Annotated in this window: 28 protein-coding genes, 1 tRNA gene and 1 pseudogene; 16 read left to right on the plus strand and 14 right to left on the minus strand. The window is 55.6% G+C overall.

The annotated features are described in order from the left end of the window. Positions 1-110: 110 nt before the first annotated feature. Positions 111-1,523, minus strand: coding sequence for a signal recognition particle protein (ffh, locus tag DBV39_RS12430; RefSeq protein ID WP_108621793.1), 1,413 nt, complete (start codon positions 1,521-1,523; stop codon positions 111-113). A gap of 27 nt (positions 1,524-1,550) precedes the next feature. Between ffh and DBV39_RS12435 the strand changes: the two genes are divergently transcribed. From DBV39_RS12435 to ampD, 3 genes are read left to right on the plus strand one after another with little or no spacing between them, the layout of a single operon-like run. Then, positions 1,551-2,405 (plus strand): cytochrome C assembly family protein, encoded by an 855-nt coding sequence (locus tag DBV39_RS12435; RefSeq protein WP_108621794.1) that lies wholly within the window; start codon positions 1,551-1,553, stop codon positions 2,403-2,405. Positions 2,406-2,408: 3 nt separating this feature from the next. After that, positions 2,409-2,669 carry a PP0621 family protein gene (locus tag DBV39_RS12440; protein WP_108621795.1) on the plus strand — a complete coding sequence of 87 codons (261 nt, stop codon included), beginning with the start codon at positions 2,409-2,411 and terminating at the stop codon, positions 2,667-2,669. Beyond that, on the plus strand, positions 2,666-3,250 hold the full coding sequence (gene ampD, locus DBV39_RS12445; protein WP_108621796.1) for a 1,6-anhydro-N-acetylmuramyl-L-alanine amidase AmpD: 585 nt from the start codon (positions 2,666-2,668) through the stop codon (positions 3,248-3,250). The genes DBV39_RS12440 and ampD overlap by 4 nt, the downstream gene beginning before the upstream one ends. A gap of 48 nt (positions 3,251-3,298) precedes the next feature. Here ampD and htpG read toward each other — a convergent pair whose 3' ends face one another. The 3 genes from htpG to DBV39_RS12460 form a co-directional block, all read right to left on the minus strand. Continuing rightward, positions 3,299-5,206 carry a molecular chaperone HtpG gene (htpG, locus tag DBV39_RS12450; protein WP_108621797.1) on the minus strand — a complete coding sequence of 636 codons (1,908 nt, stop codon included), beginning with the start codon at positions 5,204-5,206 and terminating at the stop codon, positions 3,299-3,301. A 341-nt stretch (positions 5,207-5,547) separates the two neighbouring features. After that, positions 5,548-6,327 carry a 3-oxoadipate enol-lactonase gene (gene pcaD / locus DBV39_RS12455; protein WP_108621798.1) on the minus strand — a complete coding sequence of 260 codons (780 nt, stop codon included), beginning with the start codon at positions 6,325-6,327 and terminating at the stop codon, positions 5,548-5,550. 66 nt (positions 6,328-6,393) lie between these two features. Further along, positions 6,394-7,209, minus strand: a complete 816-nt coding sequence (locus DBV39_RS12460) for a cysteine dioxygenase family protein (RefSeq protein ID WP_108621799.1) — start codon at positions 7,207-7,209, stop codon at positions 6,394-6,396. Between the two features lie 119 nt (positions 7,210-7,328). Here DBV39_RS12460 and DBV39_RS12465 point away from each other — a divergent pair. Then, positions 7,329-7,413: transfer RNA gene (locus DBV39_RS12465), tRNA-Leu, on the plus strand. Between the two features lie 376 nt (positions 7,414-7,789). Here the strand turns inward: DBV39_RS12465 and DBV39_RS12475 are convergent. Beyond that, positions 7,790-8,371, minus strand: coding sequence for a PIN domain-containing protein (locus DBV39_RS12475; RefSeq protein WP_108621800.1), 582 nt, complete (start codon positions 8,369-8,371; stop codon positions 7,790-7,792). After that, positions 8,371-8,841 (minus strand): helix-turn-helix domain-containing protein, encoded by a 471-nt coding sequence (locus DBV39_RS12480; protein WP_108621801.1) that lies wholly within the window; start codon positions 8,839-8,841, stop codon positions 8,371-8,373. The genes DBV39_RS12475 and DBV39_RS12480 overlap by 1 nt, the downstream gene beginning before the upstream one ends. Before the next feature lie 925 nt (positions 8,842-9,766). On the opposite strand from DBV39_RS12480, the gene DBV39_RS12485 reads away from it, so the two are divergent. Together DBV39_RS12485 and DBV39_RS12490 are read left to right on the plus strand one after the other, a co-directional pair. After that, the gene (locus tag DBV39_RS12485) at positions 9,767-10,522 is read left to right on the plus strand and encodes a type IV toxin-antitoxin system AbiEi family antitoxin domain-containing protein (protein ID WP_108621802.1); all 756 of its coding nucleotides are present in this window, start codon (positions 9,767-9,769) and stop codon (positions 10,520-10,522) included. Then, a pseudogene (locus DBV39_RS12490) lies at positions 10,515-11,424 on the plus strand (nucleotidyl transferase AbiEii/AbiGii toxin family protein). The gene DBV39_RS12485 and the pseudogene DBV39_RS12490 overlap by 8 nt, the downstream one beginning before the upstream one ends. A gap of 873 nt (positions 11,425-12,297) precedes the next feature. On the opposite strand, the gene DBV39_RS20315 reads toward DBV39_RS12490, so the two are convergent. Then, complete coding sequence (locus tag DBV39_RS20315; protein ID WP_265416001.1) at positions 12,298-12,420, minus strand: hypothetical protein; 123 nt, start codon at positions 12,418-12,420, stop codon at positions 12,298-12,300. Between the two features lie 366 nt (positions 12,421-12,786). Between DBV39_RS20315 and DBV39_RS12500 the strand changes: the two genes are divergently transcribed. Further along, a complete protein-coding gene (locus tag DBV39_RS12500; RefSeq protein ID WP_108621804.1) occupies positions 12,787-14,028 on the plus strand; it encodes a TIGR03862 family flavoprotein in 1,242 nt (413 codons plus the stop codon). A 255-nt stretch (positions 14,029-14,283) separates the two neighbouring features. Here the strand turns inward: DBV39_RS12500 and DBV39_RS12505 are convergent, their stop codons facing one another. From DBV39_RS12505 to DBV39_RS12520, 4 genes are all read right to left on the minus strand, one after another. Further along, complete coding sequence (locus DBV39_RS12505) at positions 14,284-14,646, minus strand: DUF2520 domain-containing protein (protein WP_265416002.1); 363 nt, start codon at positions 14,644-14,646, stop codon at positions 14,284-14,286. Then, a complete protein-coding gene (locus DBV39_RS12510) occupies positions 14,643-15,194 on the minus strand; it encodes an NAD(P)-binding domain-containing protein (protein ID WP_108621806.1) in 552 nt (183 codons plus the stop codon). Before DBV39_RS12510 ends, DBV39_RS12505 begins: the two co-directional genes overlap by 4 nt. Positions 15,195-15,440: 246 nt before the next feature. Beyond that, positions 15,441-15,836, minus strand: coding sequence for a hypothetical protein (locus DBV39_RS12515; protein WP_108621807.1), 396 nt, complete (start codon positions 15,834-15,836; stop codon positions 15,441-15,443). Positions 15,837-16,489: 653 nt separating this feature from the next. Beyond that, positions 16,490-17,245, minus strand: a complete 756-nt coding sequence (locus DBV39_RS12520) for a carbonic anhydrase family protein (RefSeq protein WP_108621808.1) — start codon at positions 17,243-17,245, stop codon at positions 16,490-16,492. 210 nt (positions 17,246-17,455) lie between these two features. Between DBV39_RS12520 and DBV39_RS12525 the strand changes: the two genes are divergently transcribed. After that, complete coding sequence (locus DBV39_RS12525; RefSeq protein WP_159078931.1) at positions 17,456-17,713, plus strand: glycine betaine ABC transporter substrate-binding protein; 258 nt, start codon at positions 17,456-17,458, stop codon at positions 17,711-17,713. An 81-nt stretch (positions 17,714-17,794) separates the two neighbouring features. Continuing rightward, a complete protein-coding gene (locus DBV39_RS12530; protein WP_159078932.1) occupies positions 17,795-18,592 on the plus strand; it encodes a TAXI family TRAP transporter solute-binding subunit in 798 nt (265 codons plus the stop codon). Positions 18,593-18,711: 119 nt separating this feature from the next. Here DBV39_RS12530 and DBV39_RS12535 read toward each other — a convergent pair whose 3' ends face one another. Next, positions 18,712-19,428 (minus strand): DUF937 domain-containing protein, encoded by a 717-nt coding sequence (locus DBV39_RS12535; protein ID WP_227870617.1) that lies wholly within the window; start codon positions 19,426-19,428, stop codon positions 18,712-18,714. Between the two features lie 455 nt (positions 19,429-19,883). Here DBV39_RS12535 and DBV39_RS12545 point away from each other — a divergent pair, with 455 nt between their 5' ends. Beyond that, positions 19,884-21,647, plus strand: coding sequence for a sodium:solute symporter family protein (locus DBV39_RS12545; protein ID WP_108621812.1), 1,764 nt, complete (start codon positions 19,884-19,886; stop codon positions 21,645-21,647). Positions 21,648-21,678: 31 nt separating this feature from the next. Then, a complete protein-coding gene (locus DBV39_RS20020) occupies positions 21,679-21,810 on the plus strand; it encodes a putative transporter small subunit (protein WP_227870618.1) in 132 nt (43 codons plus the stop codon). A 42-nt stretch (positions 21,811-21,852) separates the two neighbouring features. On the opposite strand, the gene DBV39_RS12550 is transcribed toward DBV39_RS20020, so the two are convergent. Both DBV39_RS12550 and DBV39_RS12555 read right to left on the minus strand, forming a co-directional pair. Then, positions 21,853-22,527: a prepilin peptidase gene (locus DBV39_RS12550; protein ID WP_108621813.1), complete on the minus strand. Its 675-nt coding sequence runs from the start codon at positions 22,525-22,527 to the stop codon at positions 21,853-21,855. 31 nt (positions 22,528-22,558) lie between these two features. Next, entirely contained in the window at positions 22,559-23,077 is a 519-nt protein-coding gene (locus DBV39_RS12555) for a type II secretion system protein N (RefSeq protein WP_108621814.1), read from the minus strand. A gap of 269 nt (positions 23,078-23,346) precedes the next feature. Between DBV39_RS12555 and gspG the strand changes: the two genes are divergently transcribed. From gspG to gspK, 5 genes are read left to right on the plus strand one after another with little or no spacing between them, the layout of a single operon-like run. Further along, positions 23,347-23,769 carry a type II secretion system major pseudopilin GspG gene (gene gspG / locus DBV39_RS12560; RefSeq protein WP_108623260.1) on the plus strand — a complete coding sequence of 141 codons (423 nt, stop codon included), beginning with the start codon at positions 23,347-23,349 and terminating at the stop codon, positions 23,767-23,769. After that, positions 23,738-24,280, plus strand: a complete 543-nt coding sequence (locus tag DBV39_RS12565) for a prepilin-type N-terminal cleavage/methylation domain-containing protein (RefSeq protein WP_159078933.1) — start codon at positions 23,738-23,740, stop codon at positions 24,278-24,280. The genes gspG and DBV39_RS12565 overlap by 32 nt, the downstream gene beginning before the upstream one ends. Further along, entirely contained in the window at positions 24,277-24,648 is a 372-nt protein-coding gene (gene gspI / locus DBV39_RS12570) for a type II secretion system minor pseudopilin GspI (RefSeq protein WP_108621816.1), read from the plus strand. Before DBV39_RS12565 ends, gspI begins: the two co-directional genes overlap by 4 nt. Beyond that, a complete protein-coding gene (locus tag DBV39_RS12575; protein WP_108621817.1) occupies positions 24,645-25,232 on the plus strand; it encodes a PulJ/GspJ family protein in 588 nt (195 codons plus the stop codon). Before gspI ends, DBV39_RS12575 begins: the two co-directional genes overlap by 4 nt. After that, positions 25,229-26,167 carry a type II secretion system minor pseudopilin GspK gene (gspK, locus tag DBV39_RS12580; protein WP_159078934.1) on the plus strand — a complete coding sequence of 313 codons (939 nt, stop codon included), beginning with the start codon at positions 25,229-25,231 and terminating at the stop codon, positions 26,165-26,167. Before DBV39_RS12575 ends, gspK begins: the two co-directional genes overlap by 4 nt. The last annotated feature ends 17 nt before the right edge of the window (positions 26,168-26,184 follow it).

Here is a 26,184-nt window from a genome sequence, read left to right on the forward strand (position 1 = left end):
CGCTCTTTTATATGACATGGCTTACAGCAGCCCCCCCGTGGTGATCGCATGCTGTGGCCTTCAATACCGCAGCGCAATAAACCCTTCGTCATCAGCACCACCGTCAGCCATTAGCGTCCGAACCCACCGAGTTTGCCCAAGCCTTTCATGCCCCCCATGGCACGCATCATCTTGGCCATACCGCCTTTTTTCATCTGTTTCATCATGCCCTGCATCTGGGTGAACTGGTTCAGCAGACGATTGACTTCCTGTACTGACACGCCGGATCCGGCCGCGATTCGGCGCTTGCGGGACGCCTTGAGCAACTCAGGCTTGGAACGTTCCGTGGCTGTCATTGAGTTCAGAATGCCTTCAGTACGGCGCATCTGCTTTTCTGCCTGACCACTTTGCAACTGTCCTGCCGCTTGGGCAAACTGGCCCGGCAACTTGTCGAGCAGGCTGCTCATGTCACCCATTTTGCGAACCTGAACCAGTTGTTCCCGAAAATCATTCAGATCAAACTTGTCACCCGATTTGATCTTCGCAGCCAGCTTCTCTGCCCCAGCCACATCCATTTTCTGCTGGGCCTGCTCGACCAGCGAGACAATGTCCCCCATGCCGAGCACCCGTTGCGCCATACGCTCCGGGTGAAATGCCTCAAACCCGTCCAGCTTTTCTGATACACCGACAAACTTCAGGGGCTTGCCAGTGATATGTCGCACTGAAAGCGCAGCGCCGCCGCGGGCATCACCATCCAGCTTGGTAAGGACCACCCCCGTCAGCGGCAGCGCCTCACCAAATGCCTTGGCGGTGTTGACCGCATCCTGGCCCTGCATGGCATCCACAACAAACAACGTCTCAACCGGATCGAGCAATTTATGCAACGACTGGATTTCCTGCATCATGGCCGTATCAATACCCAGACGCCCTGCCGTGTCCACGATCAGCACATCAAAATGCTGCCGCTTCGCAAAATCCAGCGCATCGCGTGCGATGTCTTCCGGCTTCTGTGTGGCGTCTGACGGGATCCACTCAACACCTGCCTGCTGGGCAACGGTGCGCAACTGCTCAATCGCTGCAGGTCGGTAGACGTCAGCGCTGACCACTGCAACTTTTTTCTTTGAACCTTTGCGCCCGCCCTGTGTGTACTGGCCCGCACTGAGCCAGCGCGCCAGTTTTGCCGTCGTGGTAGTTTTACCCGCACCTTGCAAACCGGCCATCAGAATGACTGCTGGTGGCTGGGCCGCCAACGAGAGTTCGCTCGCATGCTCTCCGAGGTCGCCCCCCATCAACGCGGTCAATTCCCTGTGCACAACGCCGACAAGTGCCTGACCTGGACTCAGACTGCCTGCAACCTCCTCACCCAAGGCCTTCTGTTTGACCTGCTCGACAAACTGCCTCACGACTGGCAAGGCAACATCCGCCTCGAGCAGAGCGAGACGAACTTCACGCATCATCTCCTGGGTATTGGCCTCGGTTAGACGGGCCTGACCGCGTATTGTCTTTACAACACGCGACATTCGTTCGGTAAGGTTCTCAAGCATGGTGACAGATTCGCTTAAACTAGATGGATGTCATCAGGGATTGTATTTCACTCGCTTGCCGCACTGGTCTATCTTGGACTGGCAGCGGTGCTATGGGGCACGTTACAGGCCGGCAAACCAGTCGAAGCACTGGGCCGCCAGACACGTCTCGGGCTTCTGATCGCTCTGGGGCTGCAGGGCTTTGCCCTCTGGCACCAGGTACTGGGTCATGGATTGCTTCAGATCAACTGGGCGCTGGCGCTCTCCGCTGCACTCTGGCTGGGCCTGGCCATCTACTGGCTGGAGAGTCTCGTCGTCAGGATTGACGGCATCCAGTTGCTGCTACTACCGCTTGCCGGTATTGTGTGCCTGTTTGCCGGTCTCTATCCAAAGACCTTCATTATTGCATCTTCGGACGACCCCGCCCTGCGATGGCACCTTTTGCTCGCTTTGAGTGCATACGGGATCATCACCATCGCCGCAATGCAGGCAGCCCTCATGGCAGCGCTCGACTACCACCTGCACAACCCGCGGGAATCGATCGGCAGTGTCACAGGACTTCGCAAGGCGCTTGGACGCATGCTGGACGTTCAACCGCCGTTGCTAACCCAGGAGAGGTTGCTGTTCCGCCTCATCTGGGTAGCCTTCACCGCTTTGACCTTCACAATCGTCACCGGTGCACTGATCACTCTGGCGATGACAGGCAAGTGGCTCCTGCTGGACCACAAAACGGTATTCACGCTTTTATCGTGGATCACCTTTGCGGTCCTGCTGACCGGGCGCATTTTGCGAGGCTGGCGCGGTCGTATCGCGCTTCGTTATACCATGATAGGTTTTGTGTTTGTCGTGCTTTCCTACAGCGGCAGCCGGTTTGTAGTGGACGTGATTCTGGAGAGGGTGTAACTCGTGGGTAAACTACTATTCTGGATTGCGGTCGTACTCGTGGTGCTCTTTGCCGTAAGGCTGATCAATCATCAGAAAGCCAAGGCTGCCAGGGCCCAGGAGCAGCCCCCCAACGCGCCACAGAAGCCAGGTCTGGACAAGGCAGAAGAAATGGTACGCTGTGCACACTGTGGCGTGTATCTGCCCCGATCCGAAGCTCTCATGAAAGAAGGACAGCTCTGGTGTAGTCAGGAGCACGCAAGCATTGGTGTCAAAGAACGATGATTCACATCCATGCCGACGGGTGGCTCGCGCCTGAACGTAATGTGACCATCAGGCAATCGGATAATCACGACCAGCGTCAGCCTGGGGTTGAGCCAGATCTGCTAGTGATCCACAACATCAGCCTGCCACCCGGCGAGTTTGGAACGGGATGCCCTGCGGACCTTTTCTGTAACGCACTCGATTTTGAGGCGCACCCCTGGTTCGAAAACATCAGGGGACTCAAGGTCTCGGCGCACTTGCTGATTGATCGAACCGGGCACATCACCCAGTTTGTCTCGTGTAACGATCGCGCCTGGCATGCTGGCCTCTCTATGTTTCAAGGCAGGTCGGCCTGCAACGACTTCTCGATTGGAATCGAGTTAGAGGGCACCGACGACACGCCCTATACGGATGCGCAGTACGACTCACTCGGCAGGCTGACCCGCGCACTCAGGGCTCGTTACCCGCTGACTGCGGCACTGGGACATTGCCATATCGCTCCAGACAGAAAAACCGACCCCGGGTCTGAGTTTGACTGGGATCGGTTCGGACAGCTCACTAATTGGCCAGAGTCGAGTCGACCTCCTCGCCTGATCGCGTAGCTGACGGGAACCTCGAGAACGGTCTCCAGGCGCCCGACGCCATCTGAATTACTGCTTGAGCAGCAGGTCGTTCATCCGCTTGACGAAAGCGACCGGATCAGACAACTGTGACCCATCTGCAAGCAGGGCCTGATCCAGCAACAGCGCCGACCAATCTCCAAACTGCGTGTCATCAGCCGACTCGATCCGCTTGATGAGCGCATGATCCGGATTGATTTCAAGAATCGGAAGCACCGCGGGTGCCGCCTGACCGGCCGCATGCAACATACGTTGCAGGTGGGGGCTCATATCATTCTCGTCAACCACCACGCAAGCAGGCGAATCGACCAGACGCAGCGTGACACGAACCTCCTTGACCTTGTCCTTGAGCGATTCAGTCAGGCGATCAACCAGTGGCTTGAGGCTTTCTGCTACCTCGGACTGCTTCTTCTTCTCTTCTTCGTCAGCCAGGGCCTCTACATCCAGCCCCCCTTTGGCAACCGATGCCAGTTGTTTCTCTTCAAAAGCGGTCAGGTAGCTAAGCATCCACTCGTCAACCCGATCCCACAGCAGCAGCACTTCGATGCCCTTCTTGCGGAAGATCTCCAGGTGCGGACTGTTCTTGGCCGCGTTGTAGCTCTCGGCCGTGACGTAGTAAATCTTCTCCTGCCCTTCCTTCATGCGAGAGACATAGTCAGCCAGCGACACATCCTGGACGTCCGACTCATTATGCGTTGAAGCAAAGCGCAACAGCTTTGCAACTCGCTCCTGATTGGATGGGTCTTCACCCGTACCTTCTTTCAGGACCTGACCAAACGTCGACCAGAAGACTGCATAGTCTTCTTTACGGTTCTCAGCCATATCCTCAAGCAGGGACAGCACACGCTTGGCGGACCCCTCACGGATCGAACGAACATCCCGGCTCTCCTGGAGGATCTCTCGCGAGACGTTCAAGGGCAGGTCGGCAGAATCGATCACACCTTTGACAAAGCGCAGATAGCCAGGCAGCAGTTGTTCGGCATCATCCATGATGAAGACCCGCTTGACGTACAGCTTGACTCCGCGCTTGGCGTCACGGTCGTACAGGTCAAATGGTGCTCGCCTGGGCACAAACAACAGCTGTGTGTACTCGCTTCGGCCTTCCACCCGGTTGTGGGTCCATGCCAGAGGATCTTCGAAGTCATGCGAGACGTGCTTGTAGAACTCTTTGTACTGCTCCTCGGTGATGTCAGACTTGCTGCGTGTCCACAGGGCACTTGCCTGGTTGACCGACTCCCACTCTCCTGTGCGCTTCATTTCCGATGCGTCTTTGTCCCACTCTTCCTTGGGCATCTGCACCGGCAGAGAGATATGGTCGGAATAACGACGCAGGATGTCACGCAGCTTCCAGCTGCCAAGGAAGTCATCTTCCTCTTCCCGCAAATGCAAGGTGATTTCGGTCCCACGATCAACTTTCTCGACAGGCTCAACCGAGAACTCGCCTTGACCATCGGACTTCCACTGCACGCCCTCAGCGGCGGGCGAACCAGCACGACGGCTGCGAACCGTGACCTCGTCTGCGACGATGAAGGACGAATAAAACCCCACACCAAACTGACCAATCAGCTGTGCGTCTTTTTGCTTGTCACCCGTGAGCTGCGAGAAAAACTCACGCGTTCCAGAACGGGCAATCGTGCCGAGATTCGACACGATTTCATCACGCGACATCCCGATACCATTATCAGAAATGGTGACAGTCCGGGCAGTTGCATCAAAGTCAACACGAACTCGCAGATCGGGGTCACTCTCGAGCAACTCAGGTTTGTCGATCGCTTCAAACCTCAACTTGTCGCAAGCATCAGACGCATTGGAAACCAGCTCTCTTAGAAAGATTTCCTTGTTGCTGTATAGCGAATGGATCATGAGGTGCAGCAGTTGCTTGACCTCTGCCTGAAACCCCATGGTTTCCGAAGTTGATGGCTTGGTGGTCTCTGTCATGGATTCACCTGTCAAAAAAAGGTTCTGAAATCATCAAAAGCACACCGGGTCAGTCATTAAACCAACCAGGCGAGCGGTGTTATCGGATGTACATGGGGGCAAGCACGTCAATATCAAGCCTATTGACACACAGAAAATCCAGCCACTTCTCTACAAAGTGATGTCGACTCCCTGCAAAATGCTTCGCGTTAACGCTGGTGGACTCAAGCTTTGCTGCGCCGATCATCCGGGCGCTCTCGCCCTGGAGACAGACCGAAGTCTACGCAGGCGCCTGAGCGTTGCTATCCACATTTTGCGGCTGCTACGGCAGCCAAACCCTGGCGAGTCTAGTGCGTTGGAGATCAGGTGCCCAGCAGAAACTTCCGGAGAATCTGGACGTAGCTCTTTGGGTCCTCAATCATCGGGATGTGCGCAAGCGGCATCCGCTCGACTGATGCACCTGCAATCTGGCTCACGATCTGTTCACCCATGGCAGGCACAGTGGACTGATCCTGATCTCCTATGATCACCATCGTCGGCAACTTGATGCCGGCGATATCCTGTCGCTGATCCATGTCCCGGATAGCCGTACAGCAAGCGATGTAGCCACCGGGATCACATTGGAGAAACACCTCACGGATAGAGTGATAGGCAGGCGATGCCTCAGTCACGAACCCTTGTGTGAAGAACCTTCCCAGAGCCTGATCAACGATTGCCTGCAACCCCTTGTCCTTGATCAGCTTGATCCTGTCGGCAAACACCTCGGTAACCACTTTGGCAGAAGTGTTCGAGAGCACCAGATGATCCAGCCGTTCTGGCGCATTCAACCCTAACCACATGCCGGTCATGCCGCCAATGGAGACACCACAAAGATGGGTTCTGGGCCACTTTGCTGCATCCAGCACGGCCAGTACGTCTCGCCCCAGTTCAGCAATCGAGCACTGTTCGGTCACATTGGATGAGCCACCGTGGCCTCGTTTGTCCATCCGCAGAACATGAAAGTCCTTGAGCAACTCAGGCATCAGCACATTCCACATGGAATGATCCGTACCCAGCGAATTGAGCAACAAGAGAGGTGTTTTAGAGGGATCTCCGTCGGTGCGCCAATACAGAGACCGCTCACCCAGATTGAGCAATGGCATTCGTCACTCCTTGTATTATCAGACCGGATCGTCCAACATCAACCTCCGTCCAGGTTGAAAACCGAGTCAGTTCACAGGCTTGAGCACTGCAATGTTATGGAACCCCTTGCGTTGGAGCGCCCGGACTTGCTCTTCGGCGGCAGAATCATTCTGGGACTGCGCGTCAATCAGCACAATCCTGTCTCCTGGTTGCAACCCTGCCCCGCCTACGGCCATACAGAGATCACCAAGCGTGAAAGACAGGATCGTCAGTGCTTTGCCGTCGGATTCCATCTGTTCAAGTTCATCTTGTGTCACCCACGGCGCAAATGTCATGGGTTTGGCCATGAAACGCTTGAATTGTCCACCGGTTTCGGACTCAAACCCGATACGACCTACCAAGGTATCCAGTGCATTTCCATACAAATGCAGGTGCAATGCATCACCACCCTCGTCCACTGCGATCGTATGAAACTCATCCGCAGCAAGCGTCACACTTTGACCTGGTCCAACCTCTGCATCCCGTACAAAGCGGATCGTGCCACTTGATGTTGCGTCGTCGCGTTCCAGGCATTCGAAGAACTGATTGCGTTCGATCCCCCGAATGCCTGCAATGACCGCCCAGGTGGTGTGGTCATGCGGGGGCTGGTACTTGCCGCTAGCGCCTGCCGAGGCATACAAAGACAAGGAACGATCAGGTGCCACATACAGTTCATACAGGCCACCTGAGGCGCCTGGCCGAGGTTTGAAGTCTTCTTCCGGAAACAGGTCAGACTGGATCGCCAGATTCTCAAGCAACTTGCGGATCTTCTCGCGGGTTTCGAGTTCATGTAGATTAGCTCCGAGCGATGTTATCTGCTCGATTGTGCTCATGACAGCGTCGTGACGGACTTGAATATCCACAGCCTTGTCTCCTTGTTCTCTGGGGTCAATCTTAGTCTAGCGCAGCAAAGGCCCTGACCACATCTAAATTTCGACGTATAATTCATGACTTCTCTGCAAAGTGAAGCTCATCACACAATGCCCGGGTGGTGAAATTGGTAGACGCAGGGGACTCAAAATCCCCCGCCGCAAGGCGTGCCGGTTCGATTCCGGCCCCGGGCACCACGACTAAGTCATTGATTTATAATGATTTTTAGGTCATTCGGTTGGTTCTACCCCATTATTGGGGGGAAGCAATCACTCACTCCCCGACAATGACCCATTCTTGTCAGAAGTCTTGACCACCTTCTTTGCACGAGCAACTGCATCAAGGGTTCTGGCTATGTACGCTGGCTCGCTGAATCACCGGTCTCAACAGCATCCGCCATGAAAAACGTGATCTCTTCATCGTCGACCAATGCAACAGCCGGATCGTAGGCGATCAATTTTTCATTCATTACCTCACTCCAAGCTCTCGCGATTTTCTTCGCCGCGATCAAATCGCACACCGCTGTAGCGCTTGTGGGTCATCATGGACAATCAACTTCCCGCTCTGCCCATCTCAGATCAATTCCGCAGCGACTCTCAACCTTTCGGCCGTGGCTGGTAAGCCTCCAACCTCAAGCGCATAGGCGAATTCTTCTGGACCTGCCGAAGGCTTTCTTCGGCGCGCTCGCATACGCTTGAATGCGGTGATGACGCGCACGGGGTCAAGTTCCCACTGGTTGACGATGAACGTGTCAGGGTCGATTGCTTCAATGCCGTAAGGCTGTAGCACCTCGACCGGAAAGTCCTTCAGGTTCGAAGTTACGATGCAATCAGTATGACCAGCAATCGCAGCGGCCAGAACGTGCACATCACCACGGTCAGGCAACACGATTCCGCTAACTAACGGTGCCCACGCAGACTCTGGCACTTCCCAATCGGGCACAGCCTGACGCATCGAATCACGCCGTATCGTGAGCCTGCCCACAAGTTCAGGTCGCTGCCGCTCCAAAGAGCGTATCCACTCTTGTTCAATTCTGGTTGTCCACTTGGCCGCATACAGTCCCGCTGTAGCAAGGCTCATTAGTGCATCGGTCATCGCCAAGGGATAAAGAACGCAGGCATCCAGAAGTGCCGTGTACCGAGCATGACCAGCCATTAATACTCCAGACCCAACTCGCGTGCATTATCTGCCATCCGCTCCAGTGCACTCGCTTGCTGCTCACGCATTTTTTGTGCGTAGGCCATCAGATCATCAAAAGCGACACGACGATGTGACCCAACCTTGCGGTGCGGTAATCTTCCTGATTCGATTTCCTTGATGACAAATGGACGTGACACATTGAGGAAATTTGCCGCTTCCACCGTTGTGAATTCTTGATCAGCGGGCACCAACATAACTGCACGCCCCTCGCTCATTGCACCAAGCAACTGACCTATCAACTTCAGTGCTGCCGGCGGCACCTCAACAGTTGGCGTCTCCCCAGTGTCTGTGGTTAAGGTAATGGACGCAGCACGAGAATGATCAAGCGATGCCATGATGCAACGCTGAGCCGCTCGAACCATCTCCTTGTCGTGAGGGTTCAATAGGGGTGGGGCGACCTCGCGGACTCGATCGACTGTTCGCATGACGTTTTCCTTTTTAAAGTGAACATATGCTAACGCTTTAAGCACATCAAGTGCAACAAATGAATTAAATGAAAATACTGTAAAAAGACATGACTGCCCAGTCGTCTTGGTGATGGCTATCTTACTTGCACCTGGACTGTCAGTGCCCCTCCTTTTCTAACTGGACACCTGCGGGCCAGGAAGATCGACACCATGTCAAAAACGGGCATACACGACCAATCTGACCTGCTTATCCCGATTGTCCCTGTTGCGCCCTACTGACACCGAAGTGAAATCTTGTATGGGGAAAATTGTTTTTCCCCAAGTTGACGCAAAGCCTTTACTCATGCGGCTTTTGTGTCCAGCCCCGGGAACTACCAACAAAATCAAACACTTACAGAAGTCCGCTGGTCCCGCCTCTTTCCCCAAAAAAATCTCCGATCCGGTTTGGGTCCGGTTTGAAGGGCAAGCACTTTTAAGCATCGAGACCAACAGGACCCAGTCGCCTTTAGATCGAACTCATTTTGATTGGCGCGGTTGGTGAACCAATGTACGACCATCGCTGGATCGGAAATACTCGGTACACACTAAGCATCATCCAATCGCTCGAGCAAAAATTAAAAGAACCTGCCAAGTGTCGCTTTGCCAATATCAAGCTAGCTCTCTAGTTTTCGTCGAACTCTGGAGCAGAGCCAACCGATGACCCGATGGTGGCCACGATCCCGGAATGCCCGGTCACGATCGACCAGAATAGCCAGCGAACCTGATTGATACCGCAGAACAGGTACGCAAAGCCAAGACGATTAGATTTAGTTCACATTATTACTTCAAAAGTTATATTAAATACGTTTTTCAATCATTCGGCACATGACCAAGGCCACAAAGATGGCAGCTCATTTTTATGTTTCGACGGCCATGAGATTAGATTACGTGTTATTTTTAACTTATGGAAAGAAATTCACGATACAATCTAATCAAGCGACTTCAGGCTGACCTGCCGCGCGGCGCACCATTCGACCTGGCCACGCTAGCAACGTTTGGCGTGTCACCCAAGCTCGCCGCTGATTACGCCAAGAGCGGCTGGCTCGTGCGCCTGGCGCAAGGCGTCTATGCCTTCCCAAACGATCACTTCAGTGTCTACGGCGCATTACAGTTTCTCCAGCGCCACGTCCCCGGTCTGCATGTCGGCGGCAAGAGCGCTTTGGCGTTGCACGGTATCAGGCACAATCTGGGCCGCGACACACTGGTCCTGTGGGGCGACACCCGCTACGCACTTCCTGACTGGTTCACCACGCGATTCCCTGCCCGCTATGTCTATGCACGCCTCTTTGAGTGGCCTGACAACATGCTGGCTGCCAAGACCCTGGGAACGCCTCCAGGTCAACCTGACGCATCATGCGTGTCGGTGGCCGAGCGCGCAGTGCTGGAAATGCTGTATGACGCTGGCACCCGACAAAGCCTGGAAGAAGCACGCAATCTCTTCGATGGCCTGCGCACACCTCGCAAAGACCTGCTTGGCCAGTTACTGGCGTGCTGCACCAGCGTGAAGACCATCAGAATGTTCCTAACATGGGCGCGAGAAACCGGTGTGGTGAACGTCGATGACATCCTTGCTCACTACTGTCTGCGCACAGGCAGCAACAAGCGCTGGATGAGCCAACTCCCGGACGGTACTTTACTAAGCCTGAAGCCACATGGATAAAAGCTATGCAGACACTGTTCGTCTGCTCTTGGCTGTCACCCCAGCTGTATTCGCCAACGATATTTTTGCGATGAAAGGCGGCACAGCGATCAACCTCTTTGTACAAGACATGCCGCGGCTATCTCGTCGTGTACCGGCCGTGGCAGCCCCGACGTGATGAAGCCCTGCATGCAATCAATAAGGAACTGGCCGAGATCAGTAAACGTGTCGAGCCGCTGGGCATCCACACACGCCTGATTCGTAGCAAAGACCTTGGAGACACCAAGCTGATCGTTGAAAACGACACCAGCCTGGTCAAAGTCGAAGTGAACGTTGTGTTCCGAGGTACGGTACTGCCAGCCGAGCACCGGCCATTGAGCCCCCGGGCAAGCGATCTGTTTGGTGTGGAGTTTGAAACACCCACTCTCGCTCGTAATGAACTGTACGCCGGCAAGCTGGTCGCCGCGCTGGATCGGCAACATCCGCGTGATTTGTTCGACGTATGGCAACTGTATGAGTCAGACTGCCTGACTGAAAACATGGTTGAATGCTTCATCATCTACCTCGCCGGACACAATCGACCGCCGCATGAGGTACTGTTTGGCAGTGACAAGGACATTGAAACAGAATACGAACGCGCGTTTGTGGGCATGACCGAAGTGCCTTGCTCACTGGATACGCTGCTGGAAGTTCGCACCCGATTACGCTGCGATCTTGCGCAACAATTGACTGACAAACACAAGCGGTTTCTTGCTGGACTGGTACGCGCCGATCCTGATTGGACCTTACTTGGATGCAGCCATACGGCCGACCTTCCGGCCATTCGCTGGAAGCTCGCAAACCTCGAAACCTTCCGTAAACGGCGGCCCGCTGACTTTGCGGCACAGGCAGAAATCCTGATCGCAGCGCTGAGCAAGGGGTAACGGCAGACGAGCACGAAACCGGTGAGCAATGCGCCGGTCTGTACCTCACGCAGCATTTCAGTACAACACAGGTACGGCGACCAGTTTTGCTGGGTTTCGACAAATTACGCCAATCGATGGATTCGCGAGTTTTTATCTCTATCAACCCACACTCGACTTCGCCACGCTTACCGACACAGAGACCGCAACCCGCCAATTCAAAGTCTTCGATCGCGATCACCGGGCTGCAAACCCGGCCACAAAAACACACATGGCCTTGGCTGGTTCGCGAATCTTGACTGCACACTGCAATCACCTTATCCGCTCTCTGATCAGCCTGATTGCGTGGTTCTGCATTAGCATGAAGTCTCGCTTACCTGCCCCCCTCCAGCGCATCACTGTCTGGACACGAAAGCAGTGCTCATGCGCATCACTGGCTACCGCGAAGCTGTATCTCCTGGCAGCTTCTACCAGGGATTGATTCTGTCAGGAGTGTCAGCACCAATGTATGGACCTTGCCGTGTTGATGAGCAGGTTTCCGAAAGAATACATAGAGTCACCAATGAGGCCACCAAGGCGCAGGCCACTCGCTTCTTACGTCGGCGGTCGCTGCCGGGTTACCCGCTTTTTAGGCCTGCCTGAGTTGGCGTCCAATCCCCACCTGCATGACTCTACTCTTACGTCGGCGGCCACGAGGGACCTGCCTACAGCCCTCGGCCTGAGGCCGGGCTGACGAGTAGGTCGATGTGGGGATATGCCGCGTCTTGCCACTGTGCTCCCGGGGGCTATGGCCTTGCCCACGCTTCGCGTACCCATCCCGGGGTGCCGCCTGTCCAGCCTGCGCAATAGCGGACGTTTCAGCTGCAAGGGAGCATCCAGGGCAATGCCGGAAATCTAACATTTCAGCTGCTCAGGAAATGGCCGCACCAGCACCATCTGAACCAGCGCCTTTGCAGCTTTCTGGTCGACGGTATCAAGCCGTTTGCGCAGGCTGACGAGACGGACTTTCCGGGCCATGTGCACACCTCATCACACGCGCCTGGAGCTGGCGGGACCGTGCCAAAGCCAGCAGTCTGTAGATGACCAGCGTATCGCCGCAATGAGGTGAAACAGGGCGGCATCGAACTGCGGGCTCACGCTTGCCGGGCATACCCCTTGCAAGGCATGCCGACGGAACTCGGACCCGAACACAACCTGAAATCCCCTGATACTTAAAAACGTCCAGCACGATTTTTAGCCATTCCCTAGCATGAAGGGATCCGGCTCTGAATATCACCATAAATTCATCTCGTCAGCATTCGACGCCACCAGCACATACAGTAGAATGACTTTTCGTTTTGGTCTCTGTTTTGGCGCACTTCTCTCAGAATATCCAATCATTTTATGCCCGAATACGCCTATCAGTCAGTTGCCATTATTGGCGGTGGACCCGCAGGTCTGATGGCAGCAGAGATACTGGCGCAAAACGGCCATTCTGTCATCGTTTACGAAGCCAAACCTTCGTTGGCACGCAAGTTTCTCAGAGCCGGCATTGGTGGACTCAACATCACCCACAGTGAAGACTACGCCTTGTTCTGCACCCGCTATGGCCCAGAACAGGCTCGCTTGCAAATCATTCTGGATCACTTTCCACCACTGACGTTACGAGCCTGGCTGGAATCGCTGGGCGTCTCGACCTTCGCGGGATCCTCGGGCAAAGTATTCCCTGAAGGCATGAAAGCCGCGCCGTTGCTACGGCTCTGGATTCAACGACTGCGTGGACTAGGCGTACAGTTCAGACTACGCCATCGCTGGCAGGGTTGGAACGCAGACGGGAGCGTGCGATTCGACACCCCGAATGGATCAATCAAGGCACGTCCGCGTGCAGTCCTCCTCGCCCTCGGTGGTGGCAGCTGGCCACAACTGGGATCCGATGCGGCCTGGGTGCCGTGGCTACGCGAAAAGTCAATCCAGGTGACACCTCTGCAAAGCGCCAATTGCGGATTTGAAGTCGCCTGGAGCGAGCACCTGCGCGAGCGACATGCGGGCGCACAACTCAAGCCGGTCACAATGCGCTTGACGGATCAGCAAGGCAACACCAGCCAGCGTCGTGGCGAACTCATCATCAGCCAGTACGGCGTGGAAGGCAACCTGATCTATCATTATTCGCGCAGCCTGCGTGAAATGATCAAGACAGAAGGCAGTGCCACTTTCACGCTCGATCTGGCTCCTGACCGAACTGAGCAACAAATACTGGCCGCCTTGCGTCACCCACGTGGCAAACGATCTCTGTCCAGTCATCTCAAAACCAGACTCAATCTGTCAGGCATCCGTACAGCCTTGCTCTGGGAGACTTTGGGCAAAGCCGCCGGCGACGACCTTACCCGACTGGCCCAGCAGATCAAAGCGCTACCGATCACCGTGACTGCGCCACGTCCTTTGGCCGAGGCCATCAGCACGGCAGGTGGAGTACACCTGGACGAACTGGATGAGCGCCTGATGCTCAAGTCGCTGCCTGGTGTCTTTCTAGCCGGCGAGATGCTGGATTGGGAGGCACCCACCGGAGGGTACTTACTGACTGCCTGCCTGGCCCAGGGGCGATGGGCTGGCGCCGGTGTTCAGGCATGGCTAGAGCAGCAGCTATAAGCCACTGCGTAAATCCACTACGGTATAGATCCATCGCGCAATACGGTCGATGCCAGGGACTGCTGGCAAGACAAGTCAGCGATACACCTTTCCAGACTCCGAAACACGTTACGACCAGAAACAGTGGCACTCCGACAGGATCGCTCGAATTCCGCTCGCGCGGACCTGTCCTGAAGCACTGGACTGACATTGATTTGACCTGACACGGGCTATCAAGCGATCTCCAGACGTGACTCGCATCTTTCGGTTTGGTTATTAAACGGTCTTATCGGACTTCGGTACTGAGCGAGTGCCGGCAATCGAAAGTAACGCCCTGAGTTCTGCTGCTTGCTCTATGTTGATACGCCCACTTTCCTGTGCCATTGAAACAGTTTCACTGCACAACGCACTGTACAAAGACAACATGGAAGGATCATTGTCGGCCAATGCCTTGATATGTTTTGCAACAGAGTCCACATCACCTCGCGAAACCGGGCCAGGCATGCTGGCAACCGGGCCCAGTTGCTCAATTGACGCCAGTGTTCCGCGCACCAGGGGCATCAGCGCATGAATTGCCTCATTGCTCGTGCCACCCCACGATGACCAGATGAGAGCGGCATCGCGCAACAATACGTTCACAAACTGCGAAGCATATCCAGCGGCAGCATGATAAAGAGGGCGAGCCCCCGGGGTAGCCGATTGACCTTGCAGTCCAGGAGCTCTGCGATCGTCACTAGCGTTTCGTTCAGTCTGCTTTCCCTAGCCTCAACGGTAATCGTGCAGCCGGACAATGATTGTATCGCCGCGTCCGGATCCGCAAAACTCTGCAAAGGGTGAAAGCCACCGATGAATGCACCGTCTGTTGCCGCTTTGTGCAGCGCCTCGACTTCAGTGGCTCCGCTACAGTGCACAACGAAAGTTCCGGGCCGCCATGTAATGCTGTCCGCAGTCGCTTTAATGGCATGGTCAGGTGTTGTTATAAAAATCAGGTCACAGGTGTCAGCCACGTGTTGAGCTGACATGCTGACACACCCACTGAGCAACGCAGCGAGCTCTTTTGCATGAACGGCACTCCGGCTACCGATGGCGCTGACACTCAGTCCGCGAATCGAACAGAGGCGGGCCAGGGCCTTAGCCAGGCGGCCTGCGCCGATGAATCCGATTTGCAGGTGATCGATACGTGTCATGGATCTGGAACCTTGCCCTGATGAACGCTCCCGGCACTAAACCGCCTGGACGATTGTCGCGGGGGGTTCTCGGGTCACGCACTTGAACTTACCACGTTGCCGAGGCAAATGTGTAAGCTGTGGAAAACCGAGCCATGGTAACAAAAGAGCACGCGCTGGATCGACCGTTCAGACAGGATTCCCGATCATATCCAGCTGAGGCAATGACCCACAACTGCACTCCGGTCAATATCGATTTGACCCCTCTCACAAGGTCCCTTTTGTCTCGCTCCTGCGACACAAAGCAAATACGATCCAGCCGACGAGAAAACCCATTAGCAGGACACCGAGATTAAGAACCGGAACAACCAGAAGCACCAGGGATGACGTCGACGAAGTCGGAGCAATGATTGCCTCGTGAAATGCGAGGGAATCAAAGAGAAGCATTGGCGCAATCGCGCAGGCGGCCATTAGTAGTCCGCGCGTAGTTCTTACGCCAATGGCGACGCAGGCAAGATAGGGAAGAACCGACAACGCAAACAAACCGGCGAGGAATCCATCCGTGGCGCCCTCCGGTATGAAAAAACAGGTATAGGCGTGCAACATGAGTGCTGCGAAGACACCCGGAAACAGGACCCACCGTAACAGCGCTTCAAGTTTCATTCAGCTTCCAGACTGAGCAGTCCACCATGCACTTCCTCAAGGCAAATACCAGGTAATGGACTCCCTGCAGAACCGTTTGCGTACGTACAGTGCCGAACACATTCGGTATGACAAGGCACCAGGTGATGCATTCATATCGGGTGGTACTGTACGCGTCTGAGAGGATTTGCAACATCCCCGAAACTGGTTAATTTCCGGATTGGCGGTCAACCCGCTTTTTTAAGACAGGACTGGCGTTATCCCAGACCGGCGAAGCGGACAAAGCTGCAAATAAACAAATGAACCCTTGCTCTTTTTCCGGGGCAGAAGCACCCAGTGGTACTCACTGATTCTTCACCTTGCAGGCGTTTGGCACCGCGCTAGTCTGGCAACTGCAGAGTCTGGCAGGAGGTACCCTCATGGGAGCTGACCGACTTCATCATTGCGCATGCTGCGTCACTGTCGTGGCTGTGGAGATAGCGCTGATGTCGCGCTCGTGGTTCGGACGATCATCGCCCTGACTCAGTTTGGCAAGAGGATTCGACATCGCCGCCGGCACACGGGACCGACGGCGATGTCGAATTAAAAGGGTTGACCGTTGCCAAACTGACGGGCCAACTCCTGAGCCAGGCTTGACATTCCTGGCTAGTTAGACGCCTGAGACCAGAAAAGGACTAACTCAGAAATGTCACTTCGCCATTGGACAAGTCGTACATGGAACCGACTATCTTGATTCTGCCCTCTTTCTCCAGCTCAGCCAGTATAGAACTATTCTTGCGAATGGCCTCTACGGTACGCAGTACGTTCTCCTGCGCGACGGCATCGACAAATGCAGGATTACTGCCCGTACGCTCACCGTCATAGACCGTTGTCGCGACTGCGGGTTCAATCTGCTGAAGTAAACCAGTCAGGTTACCTAGTTGCACACCGCTGATTGCCCCGGCAATCGCCCCACACGCGGTATGGCCCACCACCAGAACAAGCTTTGCACCCGCTACAGCGCAGGCGAACTCCATACTGCCAATCAGGTCGGGCGTGGAAATATTGCCTGCGATGCGTGCACCGAACGCATCTCCGATTCCTGTGTCAAAAATGATTTCGGCCGGTGCGCGTGAATCGATGCAACTGAGCACCACTGCAGCCGGGTACTGGCCCGATGCTGTCGCTCTCTTCTGCGCAAGAAAGTCGTGCGACTGCATCTTCCCACTCCGAAAACGCGCATTGCCTTCTCGCAGCATTTCGATGACCTGGTCAGGGGTCATGGCATTGCGCTGCTCTTCCGTCAGTGAGGCAGCGAAAGATGTGGCGGGTACAACCGAGAGACCGGCTGTCGCTGCGGCAAGGCCGGCACCGGCACTGGTCTTGAGCCAGTTACGTCGGGATTGATTTTTCGGGGATGCGGGCGAGCAGCAATCACGTGAATGTTGCATGTACTTCTCCAAGGATAATGAAGGTGATCTTTACGCTGGAAACTGATACGAACATTTACTGACCATCGCGACGACTCGCCTCTTTCCTGGCAAGGCCACTTACTACAGTGCGATGAGAGACTTAGGCGCGGCCTAAAGAGACGAGTGATAAAGATTAGCATTTAACAAACAACTTAGGTTCTTTTTCTAGCAGGCCTGAGGCGATGTGCGGTGAATGACCCCGAGATCGTCGACTATGAACTGTACGAACTGGCAGACTCAACCCGGTTTTTCCCAACGTACCAGGCTGCGCCACTGACCTCCAAAAATGCGCTCACTCGCACACCTGAGATCGAGTCCGTCATCAATCTGCTTGCAGGGAAGATCAATCACACCAGAATGCGTGAACTCAACGCTGCCGTGAGTCTGGATGGAGGTCCTGTCCACTCAGGTTGCACAAAGGTCTTTGTGCGAATTAGGCCTGGTTAAACCCCCCCGCGGGAACGTGTCCCCGTTCTCAATATTGCACTAGACCCACAGGCAATTGGAACAGATGAGGCAACTGCAACCTTGCGAGCGGTCCGACATGCCGTGCGAGGACGCGACGTTGACCTTTCACCGGGACGCGTTCCGATCGAGGCAGTCATTTCCGCACAGTCAAGGCTTGCCATCGCTCCCGCCGTGGCGGCGTTCATTGCGGGACCTGACGGCACAACTCCCAACCTGCGAGTTGAAGCACTGGCAGGCATTGGCTCAACATTTCTGCATGCACTCTCTCTTGCTGGGCACCCCGTTTCTCCTGTCAAGGCCACCACGATTGCAACAGGTCCGCAAGGATCTGCATCGCATACACTTGCAACAGTCCTGGCCAACACCAGCCAACAGGAGAAAACTGTACTTTCATTGGCCGACAGCGATGCGCTGACAGCGTCTCAAGCCTTGCAGGACAATCTCGCCGAGGTCGCCCTGCTATTCGCAACGCCAGGCAGACCGGACTTTCAGAGTGCACTATCTCAGGAGCAAATCACGCTCGTTGACGCAGATGCCTGGTGGAACAGCGACGCCAGACTGGCGCTGCCTGTCTTGCGCGAGGCGCAGATCGATCCGGGTGTCTACGCTGGCGTCGACAGAACCGTTTCAACCATCGCCACCCAGTTGATCCTGTTCGGGCCCAGCGGACGTGATCACTTCACCATGGGCCCACAAGGGCCAGGTGTGTACTGCGATGAAGTCAATCTTCGGAATGACCGGATTAATCCGTATCCGAGCCACGCCCTGCTGTTGATTGCGATCATCGGGTGTCTTGTCTGGGCCGGATGGCTTTACATTCGACCAGAGCACAAGTCAGACACAAGACCCTGGGAATAGCGGGTCTCCTGAAGGTAACAACACCCCGTATTTGATCGTTTCAAAGACGGGGTGTTGGCAACATCAGCAGCCTGCGACGTTCAACCGGCGCTTCAAGACAGACTCCATCGAACACGATGCTATGAGCGTAGCGACTTTCCAACCATTCTCAGAATATCATCCAGCGCATTACCGTCACGATTCATGTCGAACATCGCCGCAATCCCCTGGGTCGATGATTGTTTCGAGGAAGACCCTGCGGACTCTCCTGATTGACCCAGGCTCCCGAGCCCGCCTGAAAGCAGGCCACCCAGCATACTGCCCAGCCCTGATCCAGCATCGGACGACTGCCCTGTGGATTGCTTCGAAACATAACCGGCAATCAACATCGCCAGCATGGGCAACATTTTTTTGAGCACAGACTGATCCAGGCCGGTCTGCGAAGCTGCATTCTGTGTCACTGCCCGGCTGATGTCTTTGGAGCCGAAGATCTGTCCAAGCACATCATTGCCCTCACTCAGATCGGTTGCCTGTGGCTTGAGCACTTGCTCCAGAAGCCCACCCAACCCAGAAAAGTTCAAAGGATGGCGGGTCTGCTCCTGCTTCTGCATACCACCCAGAATGGCTGGTGCGAGTGCCTGAGCGCCACTGGCAGCCTGAGCCTCAGTGATACCGAGTTCTTTGGCGATGGATTGCAGTCCACCGGTCTGTACGAGCATGTCCAGAATCTGCATGCGGCGATTCCTTGAAAGTTGATTCAGTTCGTTCTGGCTCCGGTCCAGAAACTCAACATGAACCTTACCATCAGCCCTCGAAACATGCTCGATGCTGCGATCAGCACCCATTGAAATTGACAAGAATCAAGCCGCCTTAGCACAAGGAACCTGTCCACTGCGATTGGACATATGGTTGACTCCCAGATAGAATACGCCCCTTAGTCAGTCAGAAAGACCGAAATTACGCGAAATTGACACGTAATTAACTACTCGTTCCGGTCTTTTAGAAAATTCCAGCGCGCCGCACCGGCAGTCTTTCCACCCGGTGCCGTTTTACCGAATCTGCCTGGACAGTAGCCTGGACCTAGAGCCAGACCTTTGCGCAATTCGAACCAATGTTTGCGCACCACGCCGGCCGGCAAGCAACAGCAGCCAGCCAGTTCGCTTTCGGACAATGCCAGGGTTCGTCCATCGACGGACCGCAAACACATTCGTTCCGCAGGCAAGCCTCGCGGCGATATGTGCAACCTTGTGTCCTCCTCGACACCAGGTCGCCGTCGTTCGTCGTCCATAACAACAAACAAGGGAAACTCTGCATGCAAGAACCTGTCTTTTACCAATTATCGATCACTCACGCGATCGTTCTTCTGGTGGGTTTCTACGGACTCACCTTCCTTCTCTCATTGCTGATTGGCAAGAAGCGGGAGAACGTGGACAGCTACATGGTGTCAAACAATGCTGTCGGGTTTGGTCTGGCAGCCGCCAGCATGATCGCCACCTGGATCTGGGCTGCGTCCTTCTATGCCAGCGCAACCTCGGGGTTCAAGTACGGTCTGTCAGGTCCTATCCACTACGGATTCTGGGGCGCCTTGATGATTCTCTTCATCTACCCTTTTGGTCGCCGGTTTCGAGCGCTGGCGCCCAAGGCCCACACACTGGCAGAAGTCATTCACGCCCGACACGGATCATCAAGCCAGTTGATCATGGCAGTTTCCAACCTGATCGGTAGCTGCATCAGCCTGATGGTGAACTTCACCGCTGCGGGAGCACTAGTTGCCGTCCTGACCCCACTGACTTTCATCCAGGGCGTGCTCATCGCCGGGGTTGGCGTCCTGTCCTACACGCTATGGTCTGGTTTCAGGGCATCTGTCATCACGGACTTCGTCCAGCTGATCGCCATGATCATCGCTGCTGTGGTCATCATCCCCATCATCTTCGTCAACGCAGGCGGCACCGATATGTTGATGGCCAACATGTCGAACCTGTCTGCGCAGCAACAGGACTTCTTTTCCTCGACAGCGATTCTTGAACAGGGCGCTCCATATTTTGTGGCGGTTCTGGCCTATGCCATCGGCAATCAGACCATCGCTCAGCGGTTGTTTGCTGTGCGTGAAGACCTGATCAAGCCCACTTTCCTGACCGCGACAATCGGATACGGTGCCGTCGTGATCGGTCTGGGCATGCTGGGCATGCTGGCGCTGTTTGTCGGGCTGCAGCCCGCTGATGGCAACATGAACAACATCATTCCCCAGATGGCTTCCCAGTACCTGCCACCGATCGGCATCGTGCTTTTCTTCGTTCTGGTCATTGGCTCACTGTCGTCAACGGCCGACTCTGACCTGTCCGCTCTGTCGGCCATCATGATGACTGACATTTACGGCAAAAATATTGCCAAAGGACGTGTCAATCCGCAGCGCATGCTCTGGTGGGGCCGCATGACCATGGTTGTTGCCACCTTGGCAGGCGTGATCTTCGCAAGCTTGCGCCTGGATATTCTGGTGATGCTGGTATTTGTCGGTGCGCTATGGGGTGCCATTGTCTTCCCCGTGATTATCAGCTTCTACTGGGGCAAAATCACCAATCGCGCATTCACCACCTCGGTCATCGCAGCCGTCGTGCTCTTCACCATTGCCCGCTTTGAGATCCTGCCTTTAACCGGCATTGTGGCCGTGTTCTTTGAGATCAGCGCATCCATTGGCGCCGGGGTTGTCCTTGGCCTGATGACGTTTGCGTTTTTCAATCGTCACCTTGCCATCGCCGTCGGTGTGCTCGTGGCAATCGGAGCCATGCCGTATGCAATCGGAGCCTTGCGTGACTATCCTGTGTTGCTGAGTTCACTGACGGCCTACGGAGTCAGTGCGGTCATATGCACCATCATGAGCTGGCGCAGCAAGGAGAATTTTGATTTCGACACGCTCGCCCAGAAGGTCACGTCGTTTCAGTCCACCACCAGCGAGCTCAAGGGAAAGCAGTCTGTCAGCGAGAATCCGCGCGACACCTCTCGCAATCAAACAAACGCAGACGGCTCCGTAACATCCGCAAGCCCGACGACCCCGGCTCCGGGTGCCTCGCGCGCCTGACAACCAACCGATTTAAAGAAGGAGTTCGTTTATGTCCAGCTTCTGGATCACTTTCTACATTCTCATCTGGCCCGTGATTTCCGCGGGAGTCCTGGCCGTTTTACTTTTTTCTCTCGTCAAAGACTGGCTAAAAGCCCGTAAAAGCGGGCGAGACATGGTCTGAAAGCAGATTCTCCTCGAGTCAGGAGAATCTGTGCTGACTCTGTCAGCAATATGCCCAGAACAGGTAGAACACACCTGACGCTGCAAGGAAAGGGCCGAAGCTGAAAGACTGGCCCGCCTGCAGCTTTCCGGTCAGCCGCCAGACGAGAGCAACACACAGCCCTGTTGCTGACGCAAGCAGGAGGATAAATGGCAAGGCGGCCAGGCCGAACCAGGCACCTAGCGCGGCAAGCAGCTTGCAGTCGCCGCGCCCAAGCCCGTGACGACCCGTCGACCAAACGAACGCCATCGCAATCAGCCAAAGAAACAGATAGCCCGCCACTGCGCCGAGCACCGCCTCTTGTAACGCGGCAAACCCTGTATGCAGATTCGCCAGCAACCCCAGCCAGACGAGTGAAAGGGTCAGCAAATCCGGCAAATATCCAGTGCGGGCATCAATCACCGCAAGCACCCACAGGAACAGAGATACCATCAGGCTGGCCACCGCTGCCGGCGTTGCGCCAAACACCCACCAGACAGCCATACCCATCAGCGGTCCCGCAACCACGCCGGCCCACCCGTCTACACGCTGTATTCGATGCGCCTGCTCCGGTTCAATTTCCCGAACGCGCTCGTAACCCTGACGCATCAGAAAAAATAGTCCGATGCACCAGACGCCAGCAAAGATGGGCACAACAACGGGAGCGGGGATGGACCAGACTGTCCAGAGATTCAGCATGACTGGCTATCCAGCACCATCGACTCAACGATCATCTCATCGTCCCGGTCGTGTCATTCGTGTCACTCGTGCCGTCTGTTTCTCTGACATCACTTGTCGCACTTGACGGAACCAGACGAAAGCCATTGATACGGGATGAGGGCGATTCCGGGATCTGGACCTCCTCTATCCGACCATCCTGGTCAATCAAGACATGGGTCGCGTAAACGCTGTGCAAAGTGACCCCGGGAGCGAGGCGCTCTCCCACCCTGAACCCCTTTGGTCTGGCCCCGTTGATAGACAGCAGTGCCGAGCCACGTCCATCGTCAGTCGCCATGACTCCAGTGGCCGAAACCGCCACACGCAGGGCCTGACCACCAAACCAGTCAGCAACAGCACCCAGATCCTGCTTCTCGCTTGCATGCCGCTCGAAAGTGGCGGGCGGCAACGCAGCGGTCGGGGCCAGCAGAATCACTGCCCAGACACCAAGGCCGACTGCAACCGCCATCTTTGCCAGAAGACCTGCAAGATCTGACCACCCGAAGCTTGTCCAATCACCCAGCAATTGCATGTTCTACTCCAACCTCCAAGGTGCGGCATCCGGAAACCTGTTTCCGGCACTGTCACTTATCAGCACTTCAAATTCTAAAAACAGACATACCCTGGACTACAAATCCGCCAATTCTGCCTAAATCCCCGCGGTGACGCTAACAAACTGATACAGTTCGTGCAGATGCGGGCCATGCAAAGATGCCAGCATCTCAATCTAGCCGCATCCCGTCAACAGGATCCTGACAGATCTCCCGATTGTCACTGCTCTTTTGCCCCCTCGTACCTGCCATGCGCCAATCCAGCTCTTACCTCTGTTCCGCACAACGTGGATTCTCGCTGATCGAGATCATGGTCGTGGTCGTCATCATGAGCGTTCTGGCGGCACTGATCGTACCAAACGTGATGAACCGTCCAGACCAGGCACGAATGGTAGCCGCCCGACAGGATATCGCGACAATGATGCAGGCGCTCAAACTGTACCGGCTCGATCACGGGCAATATCCGGTCGCCCAGCAGGGACTGAGCGCTCTGACCGACCAGGCACAAGGCCGGGGAGTCTATCTGGACCGACTTCCAAACGACCCTTGGGGCAACCCATACCAGTATCTGAATCCCGGTGTTCACGGTGAAGTCGATGTGTTTTCTTATGGAGCAGATGGGCGCGCAGGAGGCGACGGCAATGACGCCGACATTGGTTCCTGGACACTCTGACAGACACCCTGCTCAGGGTTTCAGCCTGATCGAGACCCTGGTCGTACTGAGCATCGTTGCGATTATCGCTGGCGTAGCCGGACTGGGTCCCTGGTCATCGACCCCGGCCAGAACACTTGGGCAGGACGCGGCACGACTGGCCCGTCTGTTTGAGTTCGCTCACAGCGATGCAAGAGCCTGGAACACCGCCATCGAGTGGCGCTTCGATGGGTCAGGCTACCTGTTTGCTACATCAACCGCCGCCGTTTCGCAATCGGCCCAGCGGATCACCCGAACGCAAACCGTGCGCGCACCGTTTGCGACCGGTCCTTTGCGGGCTCGCCGCTGGGAAAGCAATCAAGGCGTCCAGGTTCGGGTAGCCCCACCGGGCGCGACCACTTTTGACGCCAGCTGGTATTCTGGCCCAGACACCGTTGAATTAAGTGCTGGCGGCCACTCGGTCATAATTTCGAGAACGCTGGCTGGACAGTACACCGTTGTACCTGCCACCGGATCGGAGCTGACGCAATGAACGGCGGCAGAAAATCACTTGGTTTTACGCTGATTGAAGTTTTGATTGCCTTGACGATCATCAGTATTGCCTGTGTCGCCGCCATGCGTGCGATCGACATGGGTGTTCGCGGCGCACACGCAATGCAACAGCGAAGCCTTGCTCTGATCTGCGTGCAGAATCATCTCGCAGATCTGACCCTGCAACAAGCATTCCCCCCACCCGGTGTCACGACAGCCTCGTGCAGGCAAGGGCCTCACGTATTCATCAGCGAGCAGCAAGTCAGTAGCGCGCCACACGAACTGTTTCGCATCGTGACAGTTCGCACACGCATCCGGGGTGGTCCTGTACTCGCGGAGCTGTCCGGCACACTTTCTCGCCTGCCATGACCGAGACTGCACACACCACGCCCTCGGATGGATTCACGCTGATCGAAATGCTGGTCACGATCACGCTGATGTCAATCGTGAGTCTGCTGGCCTGGCAGGCGCTTGATGCGACCGGACGATCTGTCACCCGAGCGCAGGACATCTCGAATGACAGCACGGCCATTGTGCGCACACTCGATCAGATCTCTGAGGACCTGGCCAGACATGCGCTGCTGGAGTCCCCCTATCCGGACCGGTCGGGTCAGCTCAGAAGGCCAGATTCCCCGTCTTTGCCAGCCAGTATCACCTGGTCAGACAATCGGCTCACCATCCTTCAACACAGTCGCAATGGCGAACTCATTCCAGTCAGCTGGCAGATCACCCGGAACGCACTCGTGCGTAACACGCCCTCAGAACAAGGGCAGGCAGCCTTGCATGATGTGACACGCCTTTCGCTAAAGGCATGGATTGGAGGTCGTGGCTGGATCGAACCTGCTGCCATTCCTGCTGGTTTGCGTGCCAGTGGCCTCGAGATCAGCATCGAGCAGGCTCGCGAGAACGACGCGGCCCCCCGGACCTTCAGAATGGTGGTGATGCTGCCATGAAACCCGGCTTACGCACGTTCAGATTTCATGCAAGCCACCCCGCTCTCGAACGCGGTGTCGCTGTCATCGGTGCGCTGGTTGTCGTCGCAGCAGTGGCGAGCACTGCAAGCGGACTGCTGGAACAACAGACTGTGGATGTCAAAGCACTCGAAGTCGAGCGTGACCGGGCCCAGGCTACATGGCTGTTAAGGGCCGGACTAGACTGGGCCCGTCTAGTCCTGTTTAATGACGGCAAACAGAATGCTGTCACCCGCAATGATGGTCCGTGGGCGCAGCCTCTGGTAGGACTCGAACTTGACCTGCCAGGTCGACAAGACAAAGCCACGTTTTCTGGGCACATAGAGGACGAGCAGGGCAAGTTCAACCTGATGCGACTGGTGCGCGCAAACGCGATTCAGAAAGACGAGCTGGCCCGATTCGAGCGACTCCTGGCGTGGCTGTCACTGCCGACGGAGCTCGCGACCCGTATTGCACAGCATCTGCTGACCAACGCGCACAGCAATACCACGGGTCGCGGCGCAAACAACACAGTTTATATTCGAGCTGTTCAGGATCTCATTCCTGCGTCGAGCCTGACAGCCAGTCAGCTAGCAGTACTCAGGCATCACACGACCTTGATCGGTCCGGATGCCAGCCTGAACATCAACACGGCGAGTGCTGTGGTACTGAGCGTCACGATTGAAGGCCTGTCAATTGGTCAGGCCAGAGAGATAGTCGAACAAAGGGAACGAGGACAATGGTTCAGCAGTGCAGGCGATTTACTGAATCGCCTGAATCTGTCAGCAGATCCAACCATACGGCAACTGCTAGGCGTCAACAGCCAGTGGTTCATGACGTTTGGCACCGCCTCACTGGACGATGCACAGCGCCAGATGCAAGCCCTTGTTTACCGCCCACTTGACGGCATGCCCGTCGTGCGCTGGATCAAGGATTGAAGAATGAGTGGATCAGA

This window comes from Orrella marina, assembly GCF_003058465.1.
In the GTDB taxonomy this organism is placed as follows: Bacteria; Pseudomonadota; Gammaproteobacteria; order Burkholderiales; family Burkholderiaceae_B; genus Algicoccus; species Algicoccus marinus.